We start from the raw sequence: 19108 nt of genomic DNA, 5'->3' as shown, positions 1-19108 counted from the left end.
CGGTAAAAAGATTTTAGATTATGATATATCGATTCCAAGACGTCTGGCACAAGCAATTGCTGCTTTTCCATGATCTTCTGTAATCCCTGCATTCTCAAACTCTTTGATTCGTTTAGTTCCAGAAAATGTTGTATTTTCATGATAATATTCCCTCAATATCGCACCTATTTGTTCATCTAATCTCTTACGAGTGGCATCATTCATGCCTGCTTGAAGTACAGTGGCATCAGATGTTGCCAAGATTTTGATAAATTCTATATCCTCAAGGGAAAGTTCAGACATGTCTTATTCAATCTGTTTTTTTAACAAATTCAATGTCAGTTTAGGATCTGCCTTACCTTTTGTTTTTTGCATAACTTTGCCGACAAGATAGTTTATTGTTTGAGGATTTGATTTTGCTTGTTCTACTGCTTGAGGTTCCTCGGAAATCACATCTTTGATAACTGTAAGTAATTCTGATTCATCAGAAACATTTCCTAAATCCAGATCATCCATCACTTGAGATAGAACTTTGCCAGTTTTTACAATTTCATATAATGCATTTTTTGCAGAGTTTCTTGAAATCTTTCCAGTTTGAATTGCATCAACTAAATCCCGTAAATGGGTTGCAGTGATTTTTGATTCTTCACGTTTTTCTCTAGTGTCAACTAATCCCATTAAATCAGTTGTAATGATATTTGCAATCTCTTTTGCATTAGATTCAGTATGTGAATCTTCAAACAAGTCTGAATAAAATTTATCAGATGATAAAACATCTGCAACTTGATTAGGAATATTGTATTTTGAAACATATCTTTCTTTTTTGGAACTAATACTTTCAGGCATTTCAGATTTTAATTTCTCTTGAATCCCAGGATCAATTGTAACCCAAGGAATATCCCCTTCCAAGAAATAACGATAGTCTAGTGCTTCTTCTTTAGAACGTGATGAAATTGTTATCTTTCTTTTATCATCCCAGTGACGAGTTTCTTGTGCAATTTCAATTTCACGAGAATGCAAACTTTCTTGTCTTGTGATTTCAAAATGAACTGCTTTTTCTAAATCATGGAATGAACCAATGTTTTTTATCTCAACTTTTTTGCCACCTTCAATGGAAACGTTTGCATCAGCTCTCATCGCACCTTCCAGACTAGGATCAGACACACCTAGATTCTCTAACAAATCAGACAATATGTTAAGAAATTCCCTTACTTGTTTGGGGTTTTCAAAGTCAGGCTCTGTAACAATCTCAACTAGAGGTGTGCCTGCACGGTTATAGTCAACAAGAGTGATTTGGTTTTTAGAAGAACTTCCCTCATAAATCAGCCTTCCTGGGTCTTCTTCAAGTTGGATTCTAGTAATTCTAATTTTTTTATCCCCCACCACGATAGAACCAGGACCGCCAACACTAGTATCACCATAAATGTTTAGTTGAGTAATTTGGAAGTTTTTTGGTAAATCTGGATAAAAATAATTTTTTCTAAAAAATGCAATTTTATCAGGAGTTGAACAGTTTAATGCCATTGCAATCATGGTTGCTTTTTTCACAGCATCTTGGTTTAATCTAGGTAAACTTCCAGGTAATCCCATGCACACAGGACAAATATTTTCATTAATTTCAAATTGACGATAATTTGCTTTACATGAACAAAATAATTTACTTTCAAGATTTGTCAATTGACAGTGAATCTCTAAACCAATTTTTGTCATAATGGAATCTCCGGTAATTTTACAGTTTGTTCAAGTGCATGTGCTGCTTGAAGTAACATTTTATCATTCATAGAATTTGCCAATAATTGAATTCCAATTGGTAACCCATTGGATACAGCAAATGGAACTGAGATAGAAGGTTTTCCTGTAAGATTTGCAGTAACAGTGTTAATATCAACTAAGAATAATGCAACAGGATCATTAATTTTTTCTCCAAGTTTAAACGGCAATATTGGTACAGTTGGAGCAATCAATAAATCATATTTTTGAAATGCTTCGTTGATTTCTTTTGTAAGTTTATTTTTTACTTTTAGTGCTTTTAGGAAATACTTTCCAGCATGTCCTGCAGATGGAACAAATCCTCCGATGATCATTCTTCTTGTTACTTCAGGTCCAAAGTTTTTTCTTGCTTTTTGGATGTAAGAATTAAACTCGTATCCTTCAACAGGAAAATCATAACCATATCGTAAATTATCATATCTTGCTAGATTACTTCCAGCTTCTGTTGCAGTAATTGTGTAGTATGTAGCAACAGAATATTTCACCATATCCAGGGATACTTCTTCACATATTGCACCAAGACTTTCAAGTTTTGATATGGCATCTTTTGTAGCCGATAATACTGCAAGATCTGTACCTTCGGCCATCATCTCTTTGATTATGCCGATTTTCTTGCCTTCCACGCCTGAATCTATGCCTGAAAGATAGTCTTCATTTTTGTTATCAACTGTAGTGTTGTCATTAGGATCCAGTCCTGTTATCATGTTTAGTAAAAATGCCGTGTCCTTTACGGTTCTAGTTACAGGGCCAATCTGCTCTATACTGTTTGCATAAGAGATTAACCCATATCTACTAATCAAACCATATGTTGGTTTGTAACCTACTGCAGAACAAAAACTGGCAGGATTTCTAACAGAACCCCCAGTATCAGAACCAAGTGATGCTACACATTCAAATGCACTTACAGAAACAGCACTACCACCAGATGAACCTCCAGGAATATAATCTACATTCCAAGGATTTTTGCTTGGGCCAAATGCACTAAATTCAGTTGTTAACCCCATTGCAAATTCATCCATGTTTGCTTTTCCAATGAAAATTGCATCTTGTTCTTTGAGTTTTGAAATTACTGTTGCATCATATGGAGCAATAAAATTCTCAAGCATCTTTGAAGCACAGGTAGTCTTGCTGTTCTTGATACACATGTTGTCTTTAATTGATATTGGCATTCCAAAACAAGCACCTACTTTTTGACCGAATTTTATCTTCTTATCAATTTCCCTTGCTTGATCAACGGCGTCATCATTTACAGACAATAATGCATGTAGTTTTTCATCTACACTGTGAATTTGTTCCAAAGTTGCTGCAGTGAAATCTTCAGCAGAGATATTTCCATTTTGTACTTCTTGTACATAGTCTAGGGCAGAAATTTTTAGATTCATTATGACATCTTTGGTGCTCTAACATAGGTTCCTTTGTAGTGATTTAGTTTTTCAATTAATTTTTCATCAAATGGGATGTGTTTGTCTTCACGTAAAGCAGTAATGGGAATTTCTTGCATAGAGATTTCTTCATCTTCTACTCCAGCAGAGTCTAAAATATCAAAATAATCAATCATGGCATGTACTTTATCTACATACTCTTTATGATCATCAACTTCGATTTTCATTAATTTTGCTACTTTCTCAATCTCTTCTTCTGTAACCATTTTACCACACCTATGGTGTTAGTCTATCAACATCTCTTGGATAAAATGTTACATCACGAATGTTTTCGGTGCCTGTCAAGGCCATAATCAACCTCTCAAGACCAATACCGCATCCAGCATGAGGAGGAACTCCATAATCAAATGCACCAAGATGGTACTCAAATGCATCCGTGTTCATGCCTTTGTTTTTCATTCGTTCTGCTAATTCTCCACGTTTTTCAATTCTTGTACTGCCAGAAGATAGCTCCAAATCACCAAACATCAAATCAAATGATTCAGAGATTTTTGGATTAGATTTGCTGTCTTTAACATAGAATGGTTTTGGTGCTAATGGCCAATCTTTGATGAAATAAAATCCTTCAAGACCAATTTTTTTAAGATTTGATGGATACAAATCATCGCCCCATTCAGTTTTTGCACCGGCCTTTTGCATTTTATCAACTAAATCATCATAAGAGTATTGGGGGATAGAATCAGGTATTTCAGGAATTGTAAATTCTGTGTCAGGATTATCTTTTGCATACTCATTTACAGTTTTAATTGAAATTTTGATAATCTCTTCAATTCTACTCATTACATCATTGTAATCAACAAATGCTTCTTCCAAATCAATTGATATTGCTTCAGCAAGATGACGATTTGTTCTAGATGGTTCTGCTCTAAAGATTGGAGCAATCTCAAAAACTTTCTCAAAACTCATTGTCAGTTGTTCTTTGTACAACTGAGGACTCTGAGCTAAGAATGCTTCTTTGTTATAGTAAAATATTGGAAACAATGCAGCACCACCTTCAGTTGCAGTAGCAATCATCTTTGGGGTATTGATTTCAACAAAATTTTGATCATTAAAGTAACTACGAATTGATTTTAAAACTAAACTTCTTGTGTTAAAGATATGTTGTAGTACCTTTCGTCTAAGATCAATAGGCCTTACCTCTAATCTTGTATCAATATTTTTGACAGTTTTAGCTATTGGTTCAAAGGGAGGGATTTTTTCAACTTCAGAAAACACTCTAAGTTCAGTAGGAACTATTTCGTATCCGCTAGGGGCTTTTTCAGAGGATTTCACATTTCCTGTAATTGCGATGGAAGAATGTGCTTTGAGAGAAGAGATCTTTTCACGAACATCATCTGGACAATCTCCTTTCTTTGCAACAATAGAGATATCACCATTTTTGTCTCGGATTGTAGCAAAACTGATGTTTCCATGTCCTCTGATTGTTAGAACCCATCCCATAACAGTGACTTGTGTGCCATCCATCGAAGAGTTGAGTTCATCAGAATAATGAGATCTACGTAAAGTTCCTAATTCAGTTTCTATCATAATTTACTGTACTCCATATTTCATGGTGTAATTAATTTTTATATTCAAAAATTGAAAATCCCTCAATTTTCATAATGCTTATAGCCAGTAGTGATTTCATTCCAAAACAAGATGGACGTATTGATGGCAATTGTTATTGGATTTATCATCGTAGTAGCAGGATATGTTGGATTTCATGCATCTCAACAAGAACCAGATGCTGGTGGACATGATATTTCACTAGAATTAGACATACTCAATACAGATACCAAGACCACTCAATCATTTAATCAAGTAATGACAAAGTCAATATCTTGAGATCAAGATAAAATTTACATTAATTTACCCGTAATTTTGACAATTTCCATGGTTCTTTCAGAAAAAGAAAAGATTGTGGCAATCATCTCAAATGGGATAGCAGTATTTTCTTTATTACAAGAAAGAGAAGAACTTCCAAAAAATACAACAATGTATGATTTTGTTTTAAAGGTAATTCCAGAAGATCTCAAATCAGAGCTCAGTGTTGAATTGATAGATGAGGTATTCCAATATGTCACATCCGCACATAGTTCATAAAGTACAAAATTCTAGGATAAGCATAGCATGACCTCTATTGCAACATTAGGTTCTCACTGTTCATTACAAGTTCTAAAAGGGGCCAAAGATGAGGGTTTGAAAACAATTCTAGTTTGTGAAAAAAAACGTGAAAAATTATACCGTAGGTTTCCATTTATTGATGAATTAATCATAGTAGACAAATTCAAAGAAGTTCTTGATGAGAAATGCCAATCCAAATTAGCAGAAAATGATGCAGTGTTGATTCCTCATGGAACTCTGATTGCACAAATGAGTTCTGAAGAGATTGAGTCAATCAAGACTCCAATCTTTGGTAACAAATGGATTCTAAGATGGGAGTCAGATAGAGAGATGAAAGAAAAACTCATGAGAGAAGCAACCCTTCCAATGCCAAAACCTGTCACAAATCCAAGTGAAATTGAAAAATTATCAATTGTAAAAAGACAAGGAGCAGCCGGAGGCAAAGGTTACTTTATGGCAGCAAATGAAGAAGATTACAATACAAAAAGAAATCAATTGATTGCTGAAGGAGTAATTTCTAAAGATGAAACATTGTACATTCAAGAGTATGCAGCAGGTGTTTTAGCATATCTGACATTTTTCTATTCTCCACTAAAAGAAGAGTTAGAATTCTATGGAGTTGATCAAAGACACGAATCAGATATTGAGGGGTTGGGAAGAATCCCAGCTGAACAACAACTAAAATCAGACAAAGTTCCATCATTCAATGTTATTGGTAATAGTCCACTAGTATTACGAGAATCATTGTTAGATGAAGTATACACAATGGGTGAGAATTTTGTTGAAGCTGCTAAAAGAGTAGTAGCACCTGGAATGAATGGTCCATTTTGCATAGAAGGAGTTTATGATGAGAATGCAAAATTCACATCATTTGAATTTTCAGCAAGAATTGTTGCAGGCTCTAACATCTACATGGATGGCTCTCCATATTATTCTCTATTATTCAATGAAACCATGAGTATGGGTAAAAGAATTGCAAGAGAAGTAAAAATGGCTACAGAATCTAATCAATTAGATAAAGTCACAACATAAAATCAATTGTTTTTAGCAGTAACTTCCATTCCGTGTTGAGACTTTATGATGTATTTGTCTCTAATTTTGACGCTAACCCAATCAATTACCAAAACTACTGCCAATACTACCAACATAAAGACAGCAGCCTTTCCATACTCAAAGAATTTGATGTAATTGATAATGTAAAATCCAATTCCACCTGCACCAACTAATCCAAGTATACTTGTTTGACGTACATTGTAATCAAACATGTAAAGCATCTGGCTTAACAAATGAGAAGCGGATTCAGGAATTACAACATATCGGATTAACTGCCATTTTGACACACCAATTGAGCTAACTGCATCCATAGGATCAGAATCAATTGTCTCTATGGACTCGTATTGTAATTTTGCAACAAATCCTATGGTATACATGATAATTGCAAGAACTCCTGCAAATGGTCCTAATCCAACCATGATCACAAATAAGATTGCCCAAAGGATTGAGGGAAATGTACGAATTGCAGCTAATAATGCACGTATTGGGGCATAAACATACTTGCTGTTGAGATTTCTTGCAGCAAACATACTAAGCGGTAATGCAATTGCAACCCCCACTATTGTTCCGATAAATGCCATCTGAATCGTTTCTAACATTGCCCATAGAGCAGTTGGAATATACTTTGGTTCAACTAAAAGCATCTCTTCAGCTACAATTCCAAGATTTGGTAATCCTTGAATAAAGTCAATGGGGTTTGCCTCCACGTTATATGATGCGACAACCAATAATGCAATAATAATTCCAATCAGGATGTTATTTTTTGGCGTCATCAGCATACATCTCCATAATTTCTTCAGTAGTCATATCTCCAGTTTGAAAGTCAACTATAGTATCACCTTCTACCCCAATCTCAAGAATTTTTTGTCCTTCTTTGATTACTGCAACACGGTTTGCATATTCTAAAGCAAGTTGCATGTCATGATGAACCATAATTGCAGTGAGATTCATTCTTTTTTGAGCATCTGCAATCAAATCCATAATCTCACGAGCAGTAACATGATCTAGTTCAGAAACAATTTCATCTGCAAGCAAAATTGTCGGATGTTGCATCAATGCTCGAGCAATTGCAACTCTTCGCTTTTCACCACCACTTAACATGTAGGCCTTTCTGTCTTCTTTTCCAGACAGACCAACTTGGGAAATAATTTTTTTAGCTTCAGTAATTTCATTTTCAGGAAATTTTTTGAAAAGAGATTGAATTTTGCCTAACCTCGGTAAAGCTCCAATGAGAATATTTTCAAGAACAGTGCTGTTTTTTACTAATCCAAGATTTTGAGGAATATAACCAATAGTATGCATCATTTTTTTGAATTTTTTATTATTCATGTTTGGAGTTACATAATCAATTTTGATTGCTCCTTTACTAGGAATCATCATCCCATTCATCAATTTTAGTAAAGTAGATTTTCCGGAGCCAGATTGGCCAACTATAGCATAATTAGTTCCTCTATCAATAGAGAGGTTGATTCCATCTAGTGCAAAACTTTTGGAATCATATGATGTCCACACGTCATTCATTTGGATAATTTTCTTTGTTGCGATTGAAGAAAAAGAAAGGTTTGCAGTCATCTGAATTTGTTTCATTTTTCAGAATTCCTGTTTTTATTTGCTCTTGTCGTATTTGTCGAGTATCTTCTGATCAAGTCCTGTCAATGCATTGATGAATTCACCAAATTCGCCTATATGCATAGTAGTTGTTGTTGGAACTAGTGCTTCAGCACCATACAAGTCTGTTAAGATTGCATTATTCTCATCATAATTTAGTTTGATAAGACTATCAACTAGAGCGTTCTTGGTAGAATCTGACATGTCAGCACTTACCATAAACACATGAGATGGTACTGGTCCAATAGTTGTAATTGGACGCAATTTCTTTTGATCCTCTATTTCAAGATACTTTGCAGGTGCAATATCAGAACCAAATGCAACATCAACTTTTTCTTCTAGAAGTAAGGTTAATGCTGCTTTGTAACCACCTGCAAATGTATAACTTTCAAAGTTATCAGCCAATGCAGATTCCAAGGCAATGATATCATCACCTTCGATTGTTACATGTCCTTCAGTGACTAGAGTTCCCATTGGTCTAACAAAACCAGAAGAACCAGTCATGCTGGTAAATGCAACTTTTTTGCCAACAGTATCTTCAATTGATTGAAGAGAATCATTTTCTGCTAGTGTCCAAACTGTTGCTTGGTAATTCACTTTACCTTTAACAAGTTCTGCCAATACAGCTTCTGCACCAGTTCTTTCATGGGTAATCCATGCAGGTCCAGTATCCATAAAGGCAGCATCAATGTGACCAAATCTCATTCCTTCAATAATGGTCTCATAGTTTGTTGGAATAACTAATTCAACATCAACACCTAATTCACTTTCAAGGAATTGTTCTAGTGCTTCAGCTTTTGGAGTTAACTCTTCAGCTTTTTCCACTGGAATAAATCCGATAGTTAGGGTGTCAACATCAACAGATTTTGAATCAGATGAAACATCAATGACTCCGCTTTCTAAGAGGAACTTAATTCCATTTAGGAAAGTTTCGTCATCTACAGCGCCTTCTGCCCACCAACCTGCATTGTTCTTTATCCATTCAGGGATAGAACTTTGTGCTTGTGCAGTTTGGCCCAAAGGAATTGTTGCTATGCCAATAGCTACAAATGCAACAATTATCGCCATGGTAGTTCGTTGTTTCATGATTTCTAAAAAATTAGGATGAGCTAAATTATTTAAACTGAATATTCATTCCAAAGAATCATTCTAAATCTATAGAACGAGAATAACTACAGGCTTGATTTGGGATTGTCAGTGTTCGGATACAAATTCAAACTAGGCTCAAGATTGTCTACTGTTATCTCAACTTTACCTATTCTACTACGATATTGTTTGATTTTTTTTCCTTCTGGAGAAATGATATACTTGTCTACTTCAGCTAAAGCAAGATCTTCAAGATTCGATAATGTCTTGTAAACTGTTGAAAGAGAGATTTTGAGTTCTTCGGCAATTTGTGTTGCATCCTTTGATTCGTTTTTCACTGAAAACAAGACAGCTCTTGTACAAACATTGCTTAATGACTCGATAATTTTTTGAGTTATATCAAATTCAGATAATTGAATAATGTTTGGTTTTGACATAGAGATCACTTGTTTGGCAGTAGCGTAAGTACAGGTTCAGGTTTTTTGATAGAGATATCTGCTTTGCTAATTCTACTTCTATAGACCTTGTATTTTCTACCTTTGTCAGATAACATCCATTTCTCAACTTCAATTAATGTAAGTTCTTCAAGGTCTGCTAATTTTTTGTATACAGAACTGAGAGGAATTTTGAGTTTATCAGAAAGTTCTGCAGCAGTATTTCCTTTTCGTATTATCGAAAACAGTATTGCTCTAGATTCAGAATCAGCTAGTGCTTCTATTACTTTTTGAGTAATATCATATTTTTTTAATTGAGGTAATGTGAGTTTTCGAGACACATTGTTTGAGAATTATTTGATGTATTTAAAACTAGATAGCTTGTTCTCATTCTATAGATTTAGAATTAGGTATAGTGAGTAGTTTCTTGTTCTGGTGAAAGTTTTTTCCAAAACAATCCAAGGATAATTCCAATAGATGCCCAAAATGAGGTCACGCCAAGTACAGACATAAATCTAAACTCATTAACTAAACCCATAGGTGCAGTTACTTCATCAGGATTTTCGGGCATTGCAAAAAATACTGCAGAAATGAAAACACCATATCCAATGAGTGCAACAAGTTTTTTGTTGTTTTTTAGTTTCTTTGATAATTGGTAAAATCCAACTGCGCCAAATCCTGAAATTGCAATAAAGGACAAATACAATATTGCCCTTAGCACGACAGTTTCACCATCTCCTACAGTTGGAGGATTTGCAGGGTATTTCAAAAATGGAATAATGTAAAGAGTAAACCACATGATACCAGCTAGCATCAATGATTTTTTGACATCATTATTTCCAGGTAAAGCATTTCTAGATAAGGCAAATACAATACCAAACAATGCACCAACTGAAGTTCCCAGTATCACCCCTGCAAGAATCTGTCCACCTTTCTGCCAAGTTCTGTATCCTTCATACTCTACCCAAAATTCAGGAGTGTCTTCTTCTTCACCAGATGCAAACAGGTTTTGGTTTTCAATTCCTATTGCTTGATCAAGATAAGGTTCTACAATTGCAAAATTAACTGTACCATGAATTAATCCAGCAAACGCACCTGAAATTAATACAATTATGATAAAAAGAGACGTTTTCATGATAAGGGACCTCTAATGGCATGGAAAGCCAGCTGCATGTCTCATATCATGAGTAAGCTCATGGATGTACAAATCAGTAAATGCTTGTTCACCATAAACTAGACTGAAAATATGTCCTTGATCAAATCCTACAACAAACAATCCGGCTGCAAAGATAATACCTAATGCAATAATTGCTAATTTTGGTACTTGTGATTTAGACACATTCATTTGTCTTGTTTCAGACATGAGGTTAGCACCAGCTGAATGTATTTAAGCTCTTGGATGATTTATCCAATTTATAAAGTTAGGAAAAGATCGGAGAAATTAGAAGTTGAAAAATAATATTCAAACTTTGCAAAACATAGTTTCAAGAAAAGGATCTAGTAAGATCCTGACATTTAGTATTCCACATGTGTTCAAAGCTCTTCAGTTATTATCTGATGAAAAATTTGTAAGCAGAGCAACTTTAGGAAAAGAAGTTCATTTAGGTGAAGGGGCAGTAAAGACCTTGATTTCACACCTAAAAGAAGCAAAAATGATAGAATCAACAAGATCAGGGAATTTCTTAACAGATAAAGGAAAAAAGTTCACATCTCAACTACAAAAAATTATTCCTAAAGAATGTAAAATTGGGAAAAATAGTCTAACACCAAACAAAAACAATCATGCAGTAATCTTGAAAAAATATTCATCTGCAATAAAGACAGGATTAGAGCAAAGAGATTATGCAATAATGTATGGTTCGTCAGGATGCACCACATTAGCGTTCAAAAATAACAAATTTGTTTTTCCAGGGGAAGACAAAGATTGTTTAAACAAAGACAAAAAAACCAAACAGACTCTTTTAGAAAAACTAGAACCTTCTGAAGAAGACATCATCATCATCTCATCATCAGACGATTCATTTGTAGCAGAAATTTCAGCAAAGAATTCTGCACTTTGGACTATTGCTACAAATTAAAGAAGATTATTAGGAGTATTGAGGAAAAATCCAACATGACAAAATATTATCTTCTAGTCATTCCAATTACAATAGGAATTATTGCAGGAGGGTTTTTAGCATTTTATCCAGAACCTGAAAAAAACCCTACAAAGTTAACACCATCAACACTAATTGAAAACGGTTCACCAATACTGGGGGACAGTAATGCACCAATTACAATTTTAGAATGGGGAGATTACCAATGTACATTTTGTTACAAATTTCATCAAAATACACTAAATGTGATAAATGAAGATTTCATTAAAACAGGCAAAGTAAAACTTGTCTTCAAAGATTTTCCACTCAATGGTCCTGATTCAGTATTAGCAGGTGAAGCATCATTTTGTGCTAGAGACCAAGGAAAATATTGGGAATACCATGATGAACTTTACAAAAACTGGGGAGGAGAAAGAACAGGTTGGGTTACCCGAGAATCATTAGACAAATTTGCATCAACTGTAGGACTGGACTTACAGACATTCAATGAATGTCTTGATGAGCACAAATATCAAAACAAAGTAAATGCACTATATGAGTTTGGAAGAGAGATTGGAATTGATGCCACTCCATCATTTCTGATATTCAACGATGAGGAAATTATCAAAATAAGAGGGAATCAGCCATTAGAAGTATTTCTCAAAACAATTGAAGAGTTGTGATCACATGCAAAATAATCAATCAAAATTAATAACTGCACAGTCTGGAGAAATCACAAATGGGTAAAATTGACATAGAAAAACAAGATTCTGTTAAAGTCTATAAAATTAGAAAAACACTAGAAGAGTTATCAAAAAAATCTGGACGAGGTACAGAGTTAATCACAGTATACATTCCAAAAGGAAAGCAACTTCACGAAATTATTGGTACACTTCAACAAGAACAAGGTACTGCAGATAACATCAAATCAGATCTAACTAGAACACATGTTGTAGATTCATTAGGAAAAGTTGTTCAAAGATTAAAGCTCTACAAAAAAACTCCTGAAAGAGGATTGGTCATGTTTTGTGGAGCATTGCCTCCAGAAGAAGGAGGTCCTTTGGGAAGTGAAGTTGTAAAGGTTTGGGAGATTGATCCTCCAAAAGATTTGAATCAGTATCTGTACAGATGTGATGATCATTTTCATGTAGACATTCTAAAAGATATGCTCAAAGATGACAACTTGATTGGATTCTTGGCAATTGATTCAAAGGATGCAGGATGGGGATTATTGCACGGAGATAAAATTGAGGTTTTATCTCAAACAGGTTCAGGTGTTGCAGGAAAACACAGACAAGGAGGACAGTCTGCAAAAAGATTCCAAAAACTCAGAGAGATGGAGTTGACATATTATTTTAACAGAGTTGCTCAAACAACAAGGGAATATTTTATTGACATTTATCCTGTAAAGGGATTAGTTATTTCAGGTCCAGGACCAACAAAAGAAGATTTCATCAACGGAAATTATCTTGAATACAGATTACAAAATAACATTATTGCAACAATTGACTCTTCGTATTCGGGTTCAGAAGGAATCAGAGAAGCATTTGCAAAATCTTCAGATATTTTAGGTAACTTTAGACTTGTAGAAGAAAAGAAACTTGTTGAAGCATTATTTAGAGAAATTAACGGAAACACAGGAAAAGGATCATACGGATTACAAGAAGTGATTGAGTTTCTAAAAAACAATGTAGTAGAAACTTTGATCATTACAGACAATACAAATCTGAACAGAGTTGAAGGCATGTGTAAAAGATGCAAACATCTTCAAGAAGATATTGTCGAAAGACCAGATGTAATTCCTAAAAAAAGAGAATATACCACCAAGCCATGTCCAGGATGTAATGCTATGGAAGTTGAAGCAAACGAACAAGACATTGTAGATTACTTGGAATTAATATCATCAAAGACAGGATCAAAGTTAGAAGTAGTATCAGGTAGTGCAGAGCATGGAAACATGTTAGCAAGTCTTGGAAAGATTGGTGCGATTTTAAGATATAATCCAGGTCACACTAAATAGCACTACGAATCTTTTTTGCCAATTCTTCAAGATCAGAATCAGTTGAGATTTCTCGTTTTGTCCAAATAGTTCCTTTACTGTTGTATCTTGGGATTATGTGAATATGTACATGTGGGATTATCTGTTTTGCAGCACGACCATTATTTTGAGCAATACTAAATGCGTCAGCTTTTGCACCAATCAAGATAGCTTTGGCAATTTTTGGAACTAGTGAAAATAATTTCCCAACGTTTTCAGGAGTCATCTCAGTAATTCGTTCATGATGTTCACGTGGGATCAGTAAACTATGCCCCACGTCAATTGGATATTTATCTAAAAATGCAACATGAGAATCATCTTCATACAAAATATGACCTTCTCTTTTACCCTCCAAAATATCACAAAAGATACAAGTCATAAATTCAACAATTTGTGATTTTATTTATTATTTTTTAGAAAATTATTCTACAGGATATCAGTTTATCGAATGGTTAATTAGGGCAAATTTCAGAGTTTGAGCAATCTATGGGCCGAAAAGAGAGAAGAGCACGTGAACAAAAACGTGAAAACTATGCTACAAAACATTCAGCTGCACAAAGAAAACAGACACTAATTGCTGTTGGAGTATTAGCAGTGATTGCAGTAATTGTAGGATATGCTGCATGGCTCTTTGTCAATATGGATCAAAGCACTGCTCCTGGAGGCCCTGAAAATGCAGGAGCGTTAGGTAGTGATCACGCACACGCTGCAGTTGCAGTAAGAATATTTGGTGATTACTTTGACTTTTCAGCACCAGCTTACCAAATCAAATCAGCTTGGATTCATTTTGAAGGAAGAGATGGTTCCACCATACACAAACACGCAACAGGTGTTACGTTAGGATACCTATTTGAGACATTATCATTAGGTCTTGACGACAAATGTTTCGTATTCCAAGATGGTAGAGAGTTTTGTACTAATGAAGACTATGCTCTAAAGTTCTTCTATAATGGAAACCAAGTACAGGATATCAGAGATATTGAAATCATGGAAGATGATAGAATTCTGATATCCTATGGTGGAGAAACACCTGAAGAGATTGAAGGTCAACTAATAGAATTAGAGAATCAAGTAATAGTCAAATAGAATTTCAAGATTCTTTTGTTGTAAATTGTGCCATTTTATCAAAGAACATGTAATATCCACACTTAACACATCTTAGAACAGTCAAATCCGTTGTAAGAAATTCTTTGTCTTCAAACCTGCCACTAAGTTTGACATTCTCCCCTGCAATTTCTGCTTTGTTGCTTTTACAAACAGGACATTCTAGTGCTTTTTGTTCCATGATTTTCAAACAGATAGTTAGAATTTAAACTCAATGAAAGTTTTGGAATCGATATTTTCAATAAAGTCTAAATTATAGCAATCAAGAATTCTCTTCATGGAAGATATCTCTAGTAGAAATGTTGTAGAAGGCACTTCTCGTGCTCCACAAAGAGCAATGTACAAAGCTATGGGATTAGATGATACTGATTTATCAAAACAAATGATTGGTGTATGTCATACAGGAAACGAAGCAACTCCATGTAACATCCATCTTCCAAGACTAGCTCTTAAAGCAAAAGAGGGAGTTTCAGATACGGGTGCAACACCTAGAGAGTTTTCAACAATTGCAGTAAGTGATGGAATTGCAATGGGACATGAAGGAATGAAATCATCCTTGATTTCTCGTGAAGTAATTGCAGATTCTATTGAATTAATGGTAAGAGCACATCAATACGATGCACTAGTAGGAATTGCAGGATGTGACAAGAGTCTTCCAGGTACAATGATGGCAATGGCAAGATTGAATGTTCCATCAGTATTTGTTTACGGAGGAACCATTATGCCAGGAATGCTAGACGGAGACGAATTAACAGTTGTAGATGTTTATGAAGCAGTAGGGGCATATGATGCAGGACAGTTATCATTAGAAGGCCTGAAAAATATCGAAAACACTGCATGCCCAAATGAAGGATCTTGTGGTGGAATGTTTACTGCAAATACCATGGCATCAATTTCAGAAGCAATTGGTCTTGCATTACCAGGTAGTGCCAGTCCACCTGCAGAAGATGATAGAAGAGAAAAAATGGTGTATGATACTGGAGTAGCATGTGCAAAAGCACTACAAATGGATATCAGACCACGAGAAGTTCTCACTTTTGAAGCATTTGAGAATGCAATTACAATGCTAAACTCTGTTGGAGGTTCAACAAATGGAATTTTACATTTGTTAGCACTTGCAAATGAGGTAGATATCAAATTAACATATGATGATTTTGAAAGAGTAAGAAAAAAGACACCACACATAGCAGACATGAAGCCAGGTGGAAATTATGTTATGAATTCACTTGATAAGATAGGAGGAATTCCATATGTACTAAAGAAATTACTTGACAAGGGATTGTTAAATGAAAATTGTATTACAATTACTGGTAAATCAATCAAAGAAAATTTGAATTCCATGGTTTTGCCTCAAGCAGAACAACAAATAATCAGACCTATTGAAAACCCTATCCATAACGTTGGAACAGCAGTAATTCTCAAAGGTTCACTTGCACCAGATGGTGCTGTGATAAAGACTGCAGGAGTAGAAATGACAAAATTCACAGGAAAGGCTCGTGTCTTTGATAGAGAAGAACTAGCATTTGAGGCAGTAAAAAGAGGAGATATCGATGAAGGACATGTTGTAGTAATTAGATATGAAGGACCAAAAGGAGGTCCAGGAATGAGAGAGATGCTTGCCACCACAGCCGCACTTGTGGGTCAAGGATTAGGCAAAAAAGTAGCCATGGTTACTGATGGAAGGTTCTCAGGAGGAACAAGGGGATTCATGGTAGGACATGTTGCACCAGAAGCATATGTTGGAGGCCCAATAGCACTGGTAAAAGATGATGATGAAATTACAATAGATACTGAAACTAACATAATTGATCTTCATGTATCATCTGAAGAGTTAGAAGATAGAAGGAAACAATGGAGCCCTCCAAAACCAAATTACACATCAGGTGCTTTGGCAAAATTTGCAACACTTGTAGGCTCTGCAGCTGAAGGTGCTATTACAAAACCTAATCTATAGAAAGTTTTTTCAAATCTAGTTTTTCTTGTTCTGCAACATAGATTTTTAGTAATTCTTTCCATGCTTTTTGAAAATCATTTGTAAATTTTTTAAATCCCGATACAGTGGATAAAGAAATTTTTGATTTTGGATTGTAAGATACTTCGCTTATTGAAATACAGTGAACAGCATCATTTCTTACTTCAAATAGTCTTGACATGTCTCTGGTGAATTCAGGACCAAAAACTTTCCAATCAAGAAATGTTCGAATTTTTCTATTAATTGGAACAAGATTAAGAAGATAAAGTAGTTCAGCACTATCACGTTCATTTGAATACTCTACAATTCGTAATCGAATAATTTCATCAAACAAGAATGCCATTTTTGAGAATGCAGATAATACACTGTCTCGGTTTTTAGAGATAGTTAGTTTAGAGTTGAATCCGTTCTTGATTAAACCTTCATTGATAAAGTAATGTTTGTCTTTGTCAATTAGATATAATCGAATTTTGGGAGAAATATTTTTACTTTTTTTGATGTTTGCCAGAAATTTTGAAACACTCATGTGGCAACAAAATCTCATCAATCAATTAAGGATTTGGCAGATTTTCAAGAGAAGATGATCAATTTGTCCACAATCTTTATAGATCAGCGATCAGAAGTTAGGTCAGAGATAACAGGCACGAAAATTAGATTATTCTTATCAAATTACTGTTATCTACTACAGGTTTTCTATTCCTAAAACATCATAGTATGACTTTGGAATCATTTGTTGTGCCTTGAAAAAGACATTGTTTGCAGCAGCATCAAGAACATATGTCCTAGCCCAATCATCTTCACTTCGAATAGAACGACCAAATCCTTGAAGTAACTTTGTCAAAGTTTGAGAGGTATACCAAAGAGGGAATTTATCCATCTTGGCCTTGATTCGTTTTTCCTTATAGTTTGGATAGGGAACTTTGGCAATAATCTGAAAACGAGAAAGGTCATCTTTTAGATCAACACCCTCCCAAAGAGAAGATGAGAGTAAAACTCCAGTAGGATCAGATGCATGTTCAGATATTACTTCATCTTGTGTCTTTCCATCCTTGTTTTTGCTGTGACATATTCTGATTCGTCTAGTATTTTTTGGAGAAAGATATCTTAAGATTTTTTGACATCTTGGAATAGAAGATGTGAGAATTAATCCTCGTTCAGTAGAATGTTCATCTAAGATTCTATCAATTGTTTTAATCACTTCTAATTCGTCTTCTTCAGTTGAGCCATAACTTAGTCGTCTAATGTTTAGAAGATCAACATTCCTGTTTTTAATTGGGAATGGAGATTTTGGGGTATCCACAAATGCTACTTCATCTTTTTTCAAACCCATGTTTTCACAAAAACTTTTTTTGTCAATTGTAGCAGACATGAAAATTTGATATTCTGTTTCAAAAAACTCATTTGCAAATTTTGACACATCAATTGGTTTTACAGAAATGGTTCTAAAGTTTCCATTCAAATCACGGACAGGATCATTTACAACAAAATTATCTTTGTCTGAAGAAATATCAATCTTTGCCTGAGCTGCTCGGTCATAACGTCGCTCCAATCTTGAAATTAATTCATAATCAGGATCATTTTCAAAACCAGGACTTTCTTTGATGTCTTTGATTTTTTTTGCATACGAATAGGCAATATCATCAGTTAAAGATATCATGGAATCTAAATCAGTAAAATCATACTTGTCAGTACTAAGATTACATTCATCAACTTGTCCAGCAAAGATGTCGAATCCTACAAACTGAATAATTTGATCTTCAATTTTATGGGCCTCATCAAAAACAGAAACTTTTCTATCCAAATAATCTTCAAAAAGTTTCTTGTTAAACTTCATAATTTGAAAAAATGCATGATAATTCCAAAGAGAGTGCTTTGAAACTAATGCCTCATATTTTTGAAGATAGTAATGACATGAGTGAGAATCCTGAGTGTTTTCTTCAACTTGTTTTATTGTGGGTTTGAATTTGCATGTTTCAATTACTTCTTTGCCATTTTTGCTGGTTCTTTCTATGCATTCTCCTTTTTCGCAAGTTAGTCCCCACCTCATAGCCCTTCTGGAATTGTCTACTTTTTCAGCAGCCATCAGTTTCAAACAAGGAAAATTTTGTTTTCCTTTAACGGGTTTCAAAAACGGAATATCTTTGATATATTGATCTTGAAGATGTTTTGATGCAGTTACAGTAAATGAACTATCAAAAAATTTAGAAACGGTTGCACCAACTAGAGATTTTCCAACTCCTGTAGGGGCACATAAGACAATTTTCTTGTAGCCAGAGTTGAATTGTTCTTCAATATCGGCAAGAATTTCTTTTTGGATGTTTCTAGGAGTAAATTGTTCAGGAAATTTTTCTAAAAGGGGCAGGATTGTTATGATTTATTCTTTATATTAAAAGCATGAAGGTTCTTGTAATATCAGAGTTTTTGTAATCTAGTTTAATATCTAG

The 19108-nt window shown here is 34.6% G+C and carries 24 protein-coding genes; 8 read left to right on the top strand and 16 right to left on the bottom strand.

What is annotated here, in order from left to right; all coding sequences use genetic code 11:
- Positions 1-18: 18 nt before the first annotated feature.
- The 5 genes from ACQY22_RS08055 to aspS are packed head-to-tail and all read right to left on the bottom strand — an operon-like array spanning position 19 to position 4718.
- Positions 19-282, bottom strand: a complete 264-nt coding sequence (locus tag ACQY22_RS08055) for a hypothetical protein (protein ID WP_428324177.1) — start codon at positions 280-282, stop codon at positions 19-21.
- A gap of 3 nt (positions 283-285) precedes the next feature.
- The gene (gene gatB / locus ACQY22_RS08050; protein WP_428324176.1) at positions 286-1689 is read right to left on the bottom strand and encodes an Asp-tRNA(Asn)/Glu-tRNA(Gln) amidotransferase subunit GatB; all 1404 of its coding nucleotides are present in this window, start codon (positions 1687-1689) and stop codon (positions 286-288) included.
- A complete protein-coding gene (gene gatA, locus ACQY22_RS08045; RefSeq protein WP_428324175.1) occupies positions 1686-3131 on the bottom strand; it encodes an Asp-tRNA(Asn)/Glu-tRNA(Gln) amidotransferase subunit GatA in 1446 nt (481 codons plus the stop codon). The genes gatB and gatA overlap by 4 nt, the downstream gene beginning before the upstream one ends.
- On the bottom strand, positions 3131-3397 hold the full coding sequence (locus tag ACQY22_RS08040; protein ID WP_012215253.1) for an Asp-tRNA(Asn)/Glu-tRNA(Gln) amidotransferase subunit GatC: 267 nt from the start codon (positions 3395-3397) through the stop codon (positions 3131-3133). The genes gatA and ACQY22_RS08040 overlap by 1 nt, the downstream gene beginning before the upstream one ends.
- Before the next feature lie 10 nt (positions 3398-3407).
- Complete coding sequence (aspS, locus tag ACQY22_RS08035; protein WP_428324174.1) at positions 3408-4718, bottom strand: aspartate--tRNA(Asn) ligase; 1311 nt, start codon at positions 4716-4718, stop codon at positions 3408-3410.
- Positions 4719-4808: 90 nt separating this feature from the next.
- Here aspS and ACQY22_RS08030 point away from each other — a divergent pair, with 90 nt between their 5' ends.
- Genes ACQY22_RS08030 through ACQY22_RS08020 form a run of 3 tightly spaced genes read left to right on the top strand, consistent with a single transcriptional unit; the run spans position 4809 to position 6326 of the window.
- The gene (locus tag ACQY22_RS08030; protein ID WP_428324173.1) at positions 4809-5015 is read left to right on the top strand and encodes a hypothetical protein; all 207 of its coding nucleotides are present in this window, start codon (positions 4809-4811) and stop codon (positions 5013-5015) included.
- A 48-nt stretch (positions 5016-5063) separates the two neighbouring features.
- Positions 5064-5273 (top strand): hypothetical protein, encoded by a 210-nt coding sequence (locus ACQY22_RS08025; protein WP_428324172.1) that lies wholly within the window; start codon positions 5064-5066, stop codon positions 5271-5273.
- A gap of 27 nt (positions 5274-5300) precedes the next feature.
- Entirely contained in the window at positions 5301-6326 is a 1026-nt protein-coding gene (locus tag ACQY22_RS08020; protein WP_428324171.1) for a DUF1297 domain-containing protein, read from the top strand.
- 2 nt (positions 6327-6328) lie between these two features.
- Here the strand turns inward: ACQY22_RS08020 and phnE are convergent, their stop codons facing one another.
- From phnE to ACQY22_RS07985, 7 genes are all read right to left on the bottom strand, one after another.
- The gene (gene phnE / locus ACQY22_RS08015; protein ID WP_428324170.1) at positions 6329-7120 is read right to left on the bottom strand and encodes a phosphonate ABC transporter, permease protein PhnE; all 792 of its coding nucleotides are present in this window, start codon (positions 7118-7120) and stop codon (positions 6329-6331) included.
- Entirely contained in the window at positions 7104-7934 is an 831-nt protein-coding gene (locus ACQY22_RS08010) for a phosphonate ABC transporter ATP-binding protein (RefSeq protein WP_428324169.1), read from the bottom strand. Before ACQY22_RS08010 ends, phnE begins: the two co-directional genes overlap by 17 nt.
- Positions 7935-7952: 18 nt before the next feature.
- Positions 7953-9041 carry a phosphate/phosphite/phosphonate ABC transporter substrate-binding protein gene (locus ACQY22_RS08005; RefSeq protein WP_428324168.1) on the bottom strand — a complete coding sequence of 363 codons (1089 nt, stop codon included), beginning with the start codon at positions 9039-9041 and terminating at the stop codon, positions 7953-7955.
- A gap of 86 nt (positions 9042-9127) precedes the next feature.
- Entirely contained in the window at positions 9128-9478 is a 351-nt protein-coding gene (locus ACQY22_RS08000; protein ID WP_048069303.1) for a helix-turn-helix domain-containing protein, read from the bottom strand.
- Between the two features lie 5 nt (positions 9479-9483).
- The gene (locus ACQY22_RS07995; RefSeq protein WP_012215260.1) at positions 9484-9816 is read right to left on the bottom strand and encodes an ArsR/SmtB family transcription factor; all 333 of its coding nucleotides are present in this window, start codon (positions 9814-9816) and stop codon (positions 9484-9486) included.
- 65 nt (positions 9817-9881) lie between these two features.
- The gene (locus tag ACQY22_RS07990) at positions 9882-10610 is read right to left on the bottom strand and encodes a CbtA family protein (RefSeq protein ID WP_428324167.1); all 729 of its coding nucleotides are present in this window, start codon (positions 10608-10610) and stop codon (positions 9882-9884) included.
- 12 nt (positions 10611-10622) lie between these two features.
- Positions 10623-10838, bottom strand: a complete 216-nt coding sequence (locus ACQY22_RS07985) for a CbtB domain-containing protein (protein WP_012215262.1) — start codon at positions 10836-10838, stop codon at positions 10623-10625.
- 85 nt (positions 10839-10923) lie between these two features.
- Here ACQY22_RS07985 and ACQY22_RS07980 point away from each other — a divergent pair, with 85 nt between their 5' ends.
- The 3 genes from ACQY22_RS07980 to prf1 are packed head-to-tail and all read left to right on the top strand — an operon-like array spanning position 10924 to position 13570.
- Entirely contained in the window at positions 10924-11553 is a 630-nt protein-coding gene (locus ACQY22_RS07980) for a DUF4443 domain-containing protein (RefSeq protein ID WP_428324166.1), read from the top strand.
- Between the two features lie 35 nt (positions 11554-11588).
- Positions 11589-12233, top strand: coding sequence for a DsbA family protein (locus tag ACQY22_RS07975; protein ID WP_428324165.1), 645 nt, complete (start codon positions 11589-11591; stop codon positions 12231-12233).
- A 56-nt stretch (positions 12234-12289) separates the two neighbouring features.
- Positions 12290-13570 (top strand): peptide chain release factor aRF-1, encoded by a 1281-nt coding sequence (prf1, locus tag ACQY22_RS07970; protein ID WP_428324164.1) that lies wholly within the window; start codon positions 12290-12292, stop codon positions 13568-13570.
- Here the strand turns inward: prf1 and ACQY22_RS07965 are convergent.
- Positions 13563-13967 carry an HIT family protein gene (locus ACQY22_RS07965; protein ID WP_428324163.1) on the bottom strand — a complete coding sequence of 135 codons (405 nt, stop codon included), beginning with the start codon at positions 13965-13967 and terminating at the stop codon, positions 13563-13565. The two genes, prf1 and ACQY22_RS07965, sit on opposite strands and share 8 nt — an antisense overlap.
- 107 nt (positions 13968-14074) lie before the next feature.
- Between ACQY22_RS07965 and ACQY22_RS07960 the strand changes: the two genes are divergently transcribed.
- The gene (locus ACQY22_RS07960) at positions 14075-14674 is read left to right on the top strand and encodes a protein-disulfide isomerase (protein WP_428324162.1); all 600 of its coding nucleotides are present in this window, start codon (positions 14075-14077) and stop codon (positions 14672-14674) included.
- 4 nt (positions 14675-14678) lie between these two features.
- Here the strand turns inward: ACQY22_RS07960 and ACQY22_RS07955 are convergent, their stop codons facing one another.
- The gene (locus ACQY22_RS07955) at positions 14679-14873 is read right to left on the bottom strand and encodes a hypothetical protein (RefSeq protein WP_428324161.1); all 195 of its coding nucleotides are present in this window, start codon (positions 14871-14873) and stop codon (positions 14679-14681) included.
- Positions 14874-14969: 96 nt separating this feature from the next.
- Between ACQY22_RS07955 and ilvD the strand changes: the two genes are divergently transcribed.
- On the top strand, positions 14970-16646 hold the full coding sequence (gene ilvD, locus ACQY22_RS07950) for a dihydroxy-acid dehydratase (protein WP_428324160.1): 1677 nt from the start codon (positions 14970-14972) through the stop codon (positions 16644-16646).
- On the opposite strand, the gene ACQY22_RS07945 is transcribed toward ilvD, so the two are convergent.
- Positions 16636-17190: a hypothetical protein gene (locus ACQY22_RS07945; RefSeq protein ID WP_428324159.1), complete on the bottom strand. Its 555-nt coding sequence runs from the start codon at positions 17188-17190 to the stop codon at positions 16636-16638. The two genes, ilvD and ACQY22_RS07945, sit on opposite strands and share 11 nt — an antisense overlap.
- Positions 17191-17346: 156 nt before the next feature.
- A complete protein-coding gene (locus ACQY22_RS07940; RefSeq protein ID WP_428325540.1) occupies positions 17347-19029 on the bottom strand; it encodes a helicase C-terminal domain-containing protein in 1683 nt (560 codons plus the stop codon).
- Positions 19030-19108: the final 79 nt, after the last annotated feature.

The organism is Candidatus Nitrosopumilus sp., assembly GCF_965263415.1.
Classification (GTDB): domain Archaea; phylum Thermoproteota; class Nitrososphaeria; order Nitrososphaerales; family Nitrosopumilaceae; genus Nitrosopumilus.
Note: the sequence above shows the minus strand (reverse complement) of the source record. Positions and strands in the feature narration are given on the sequence as shown.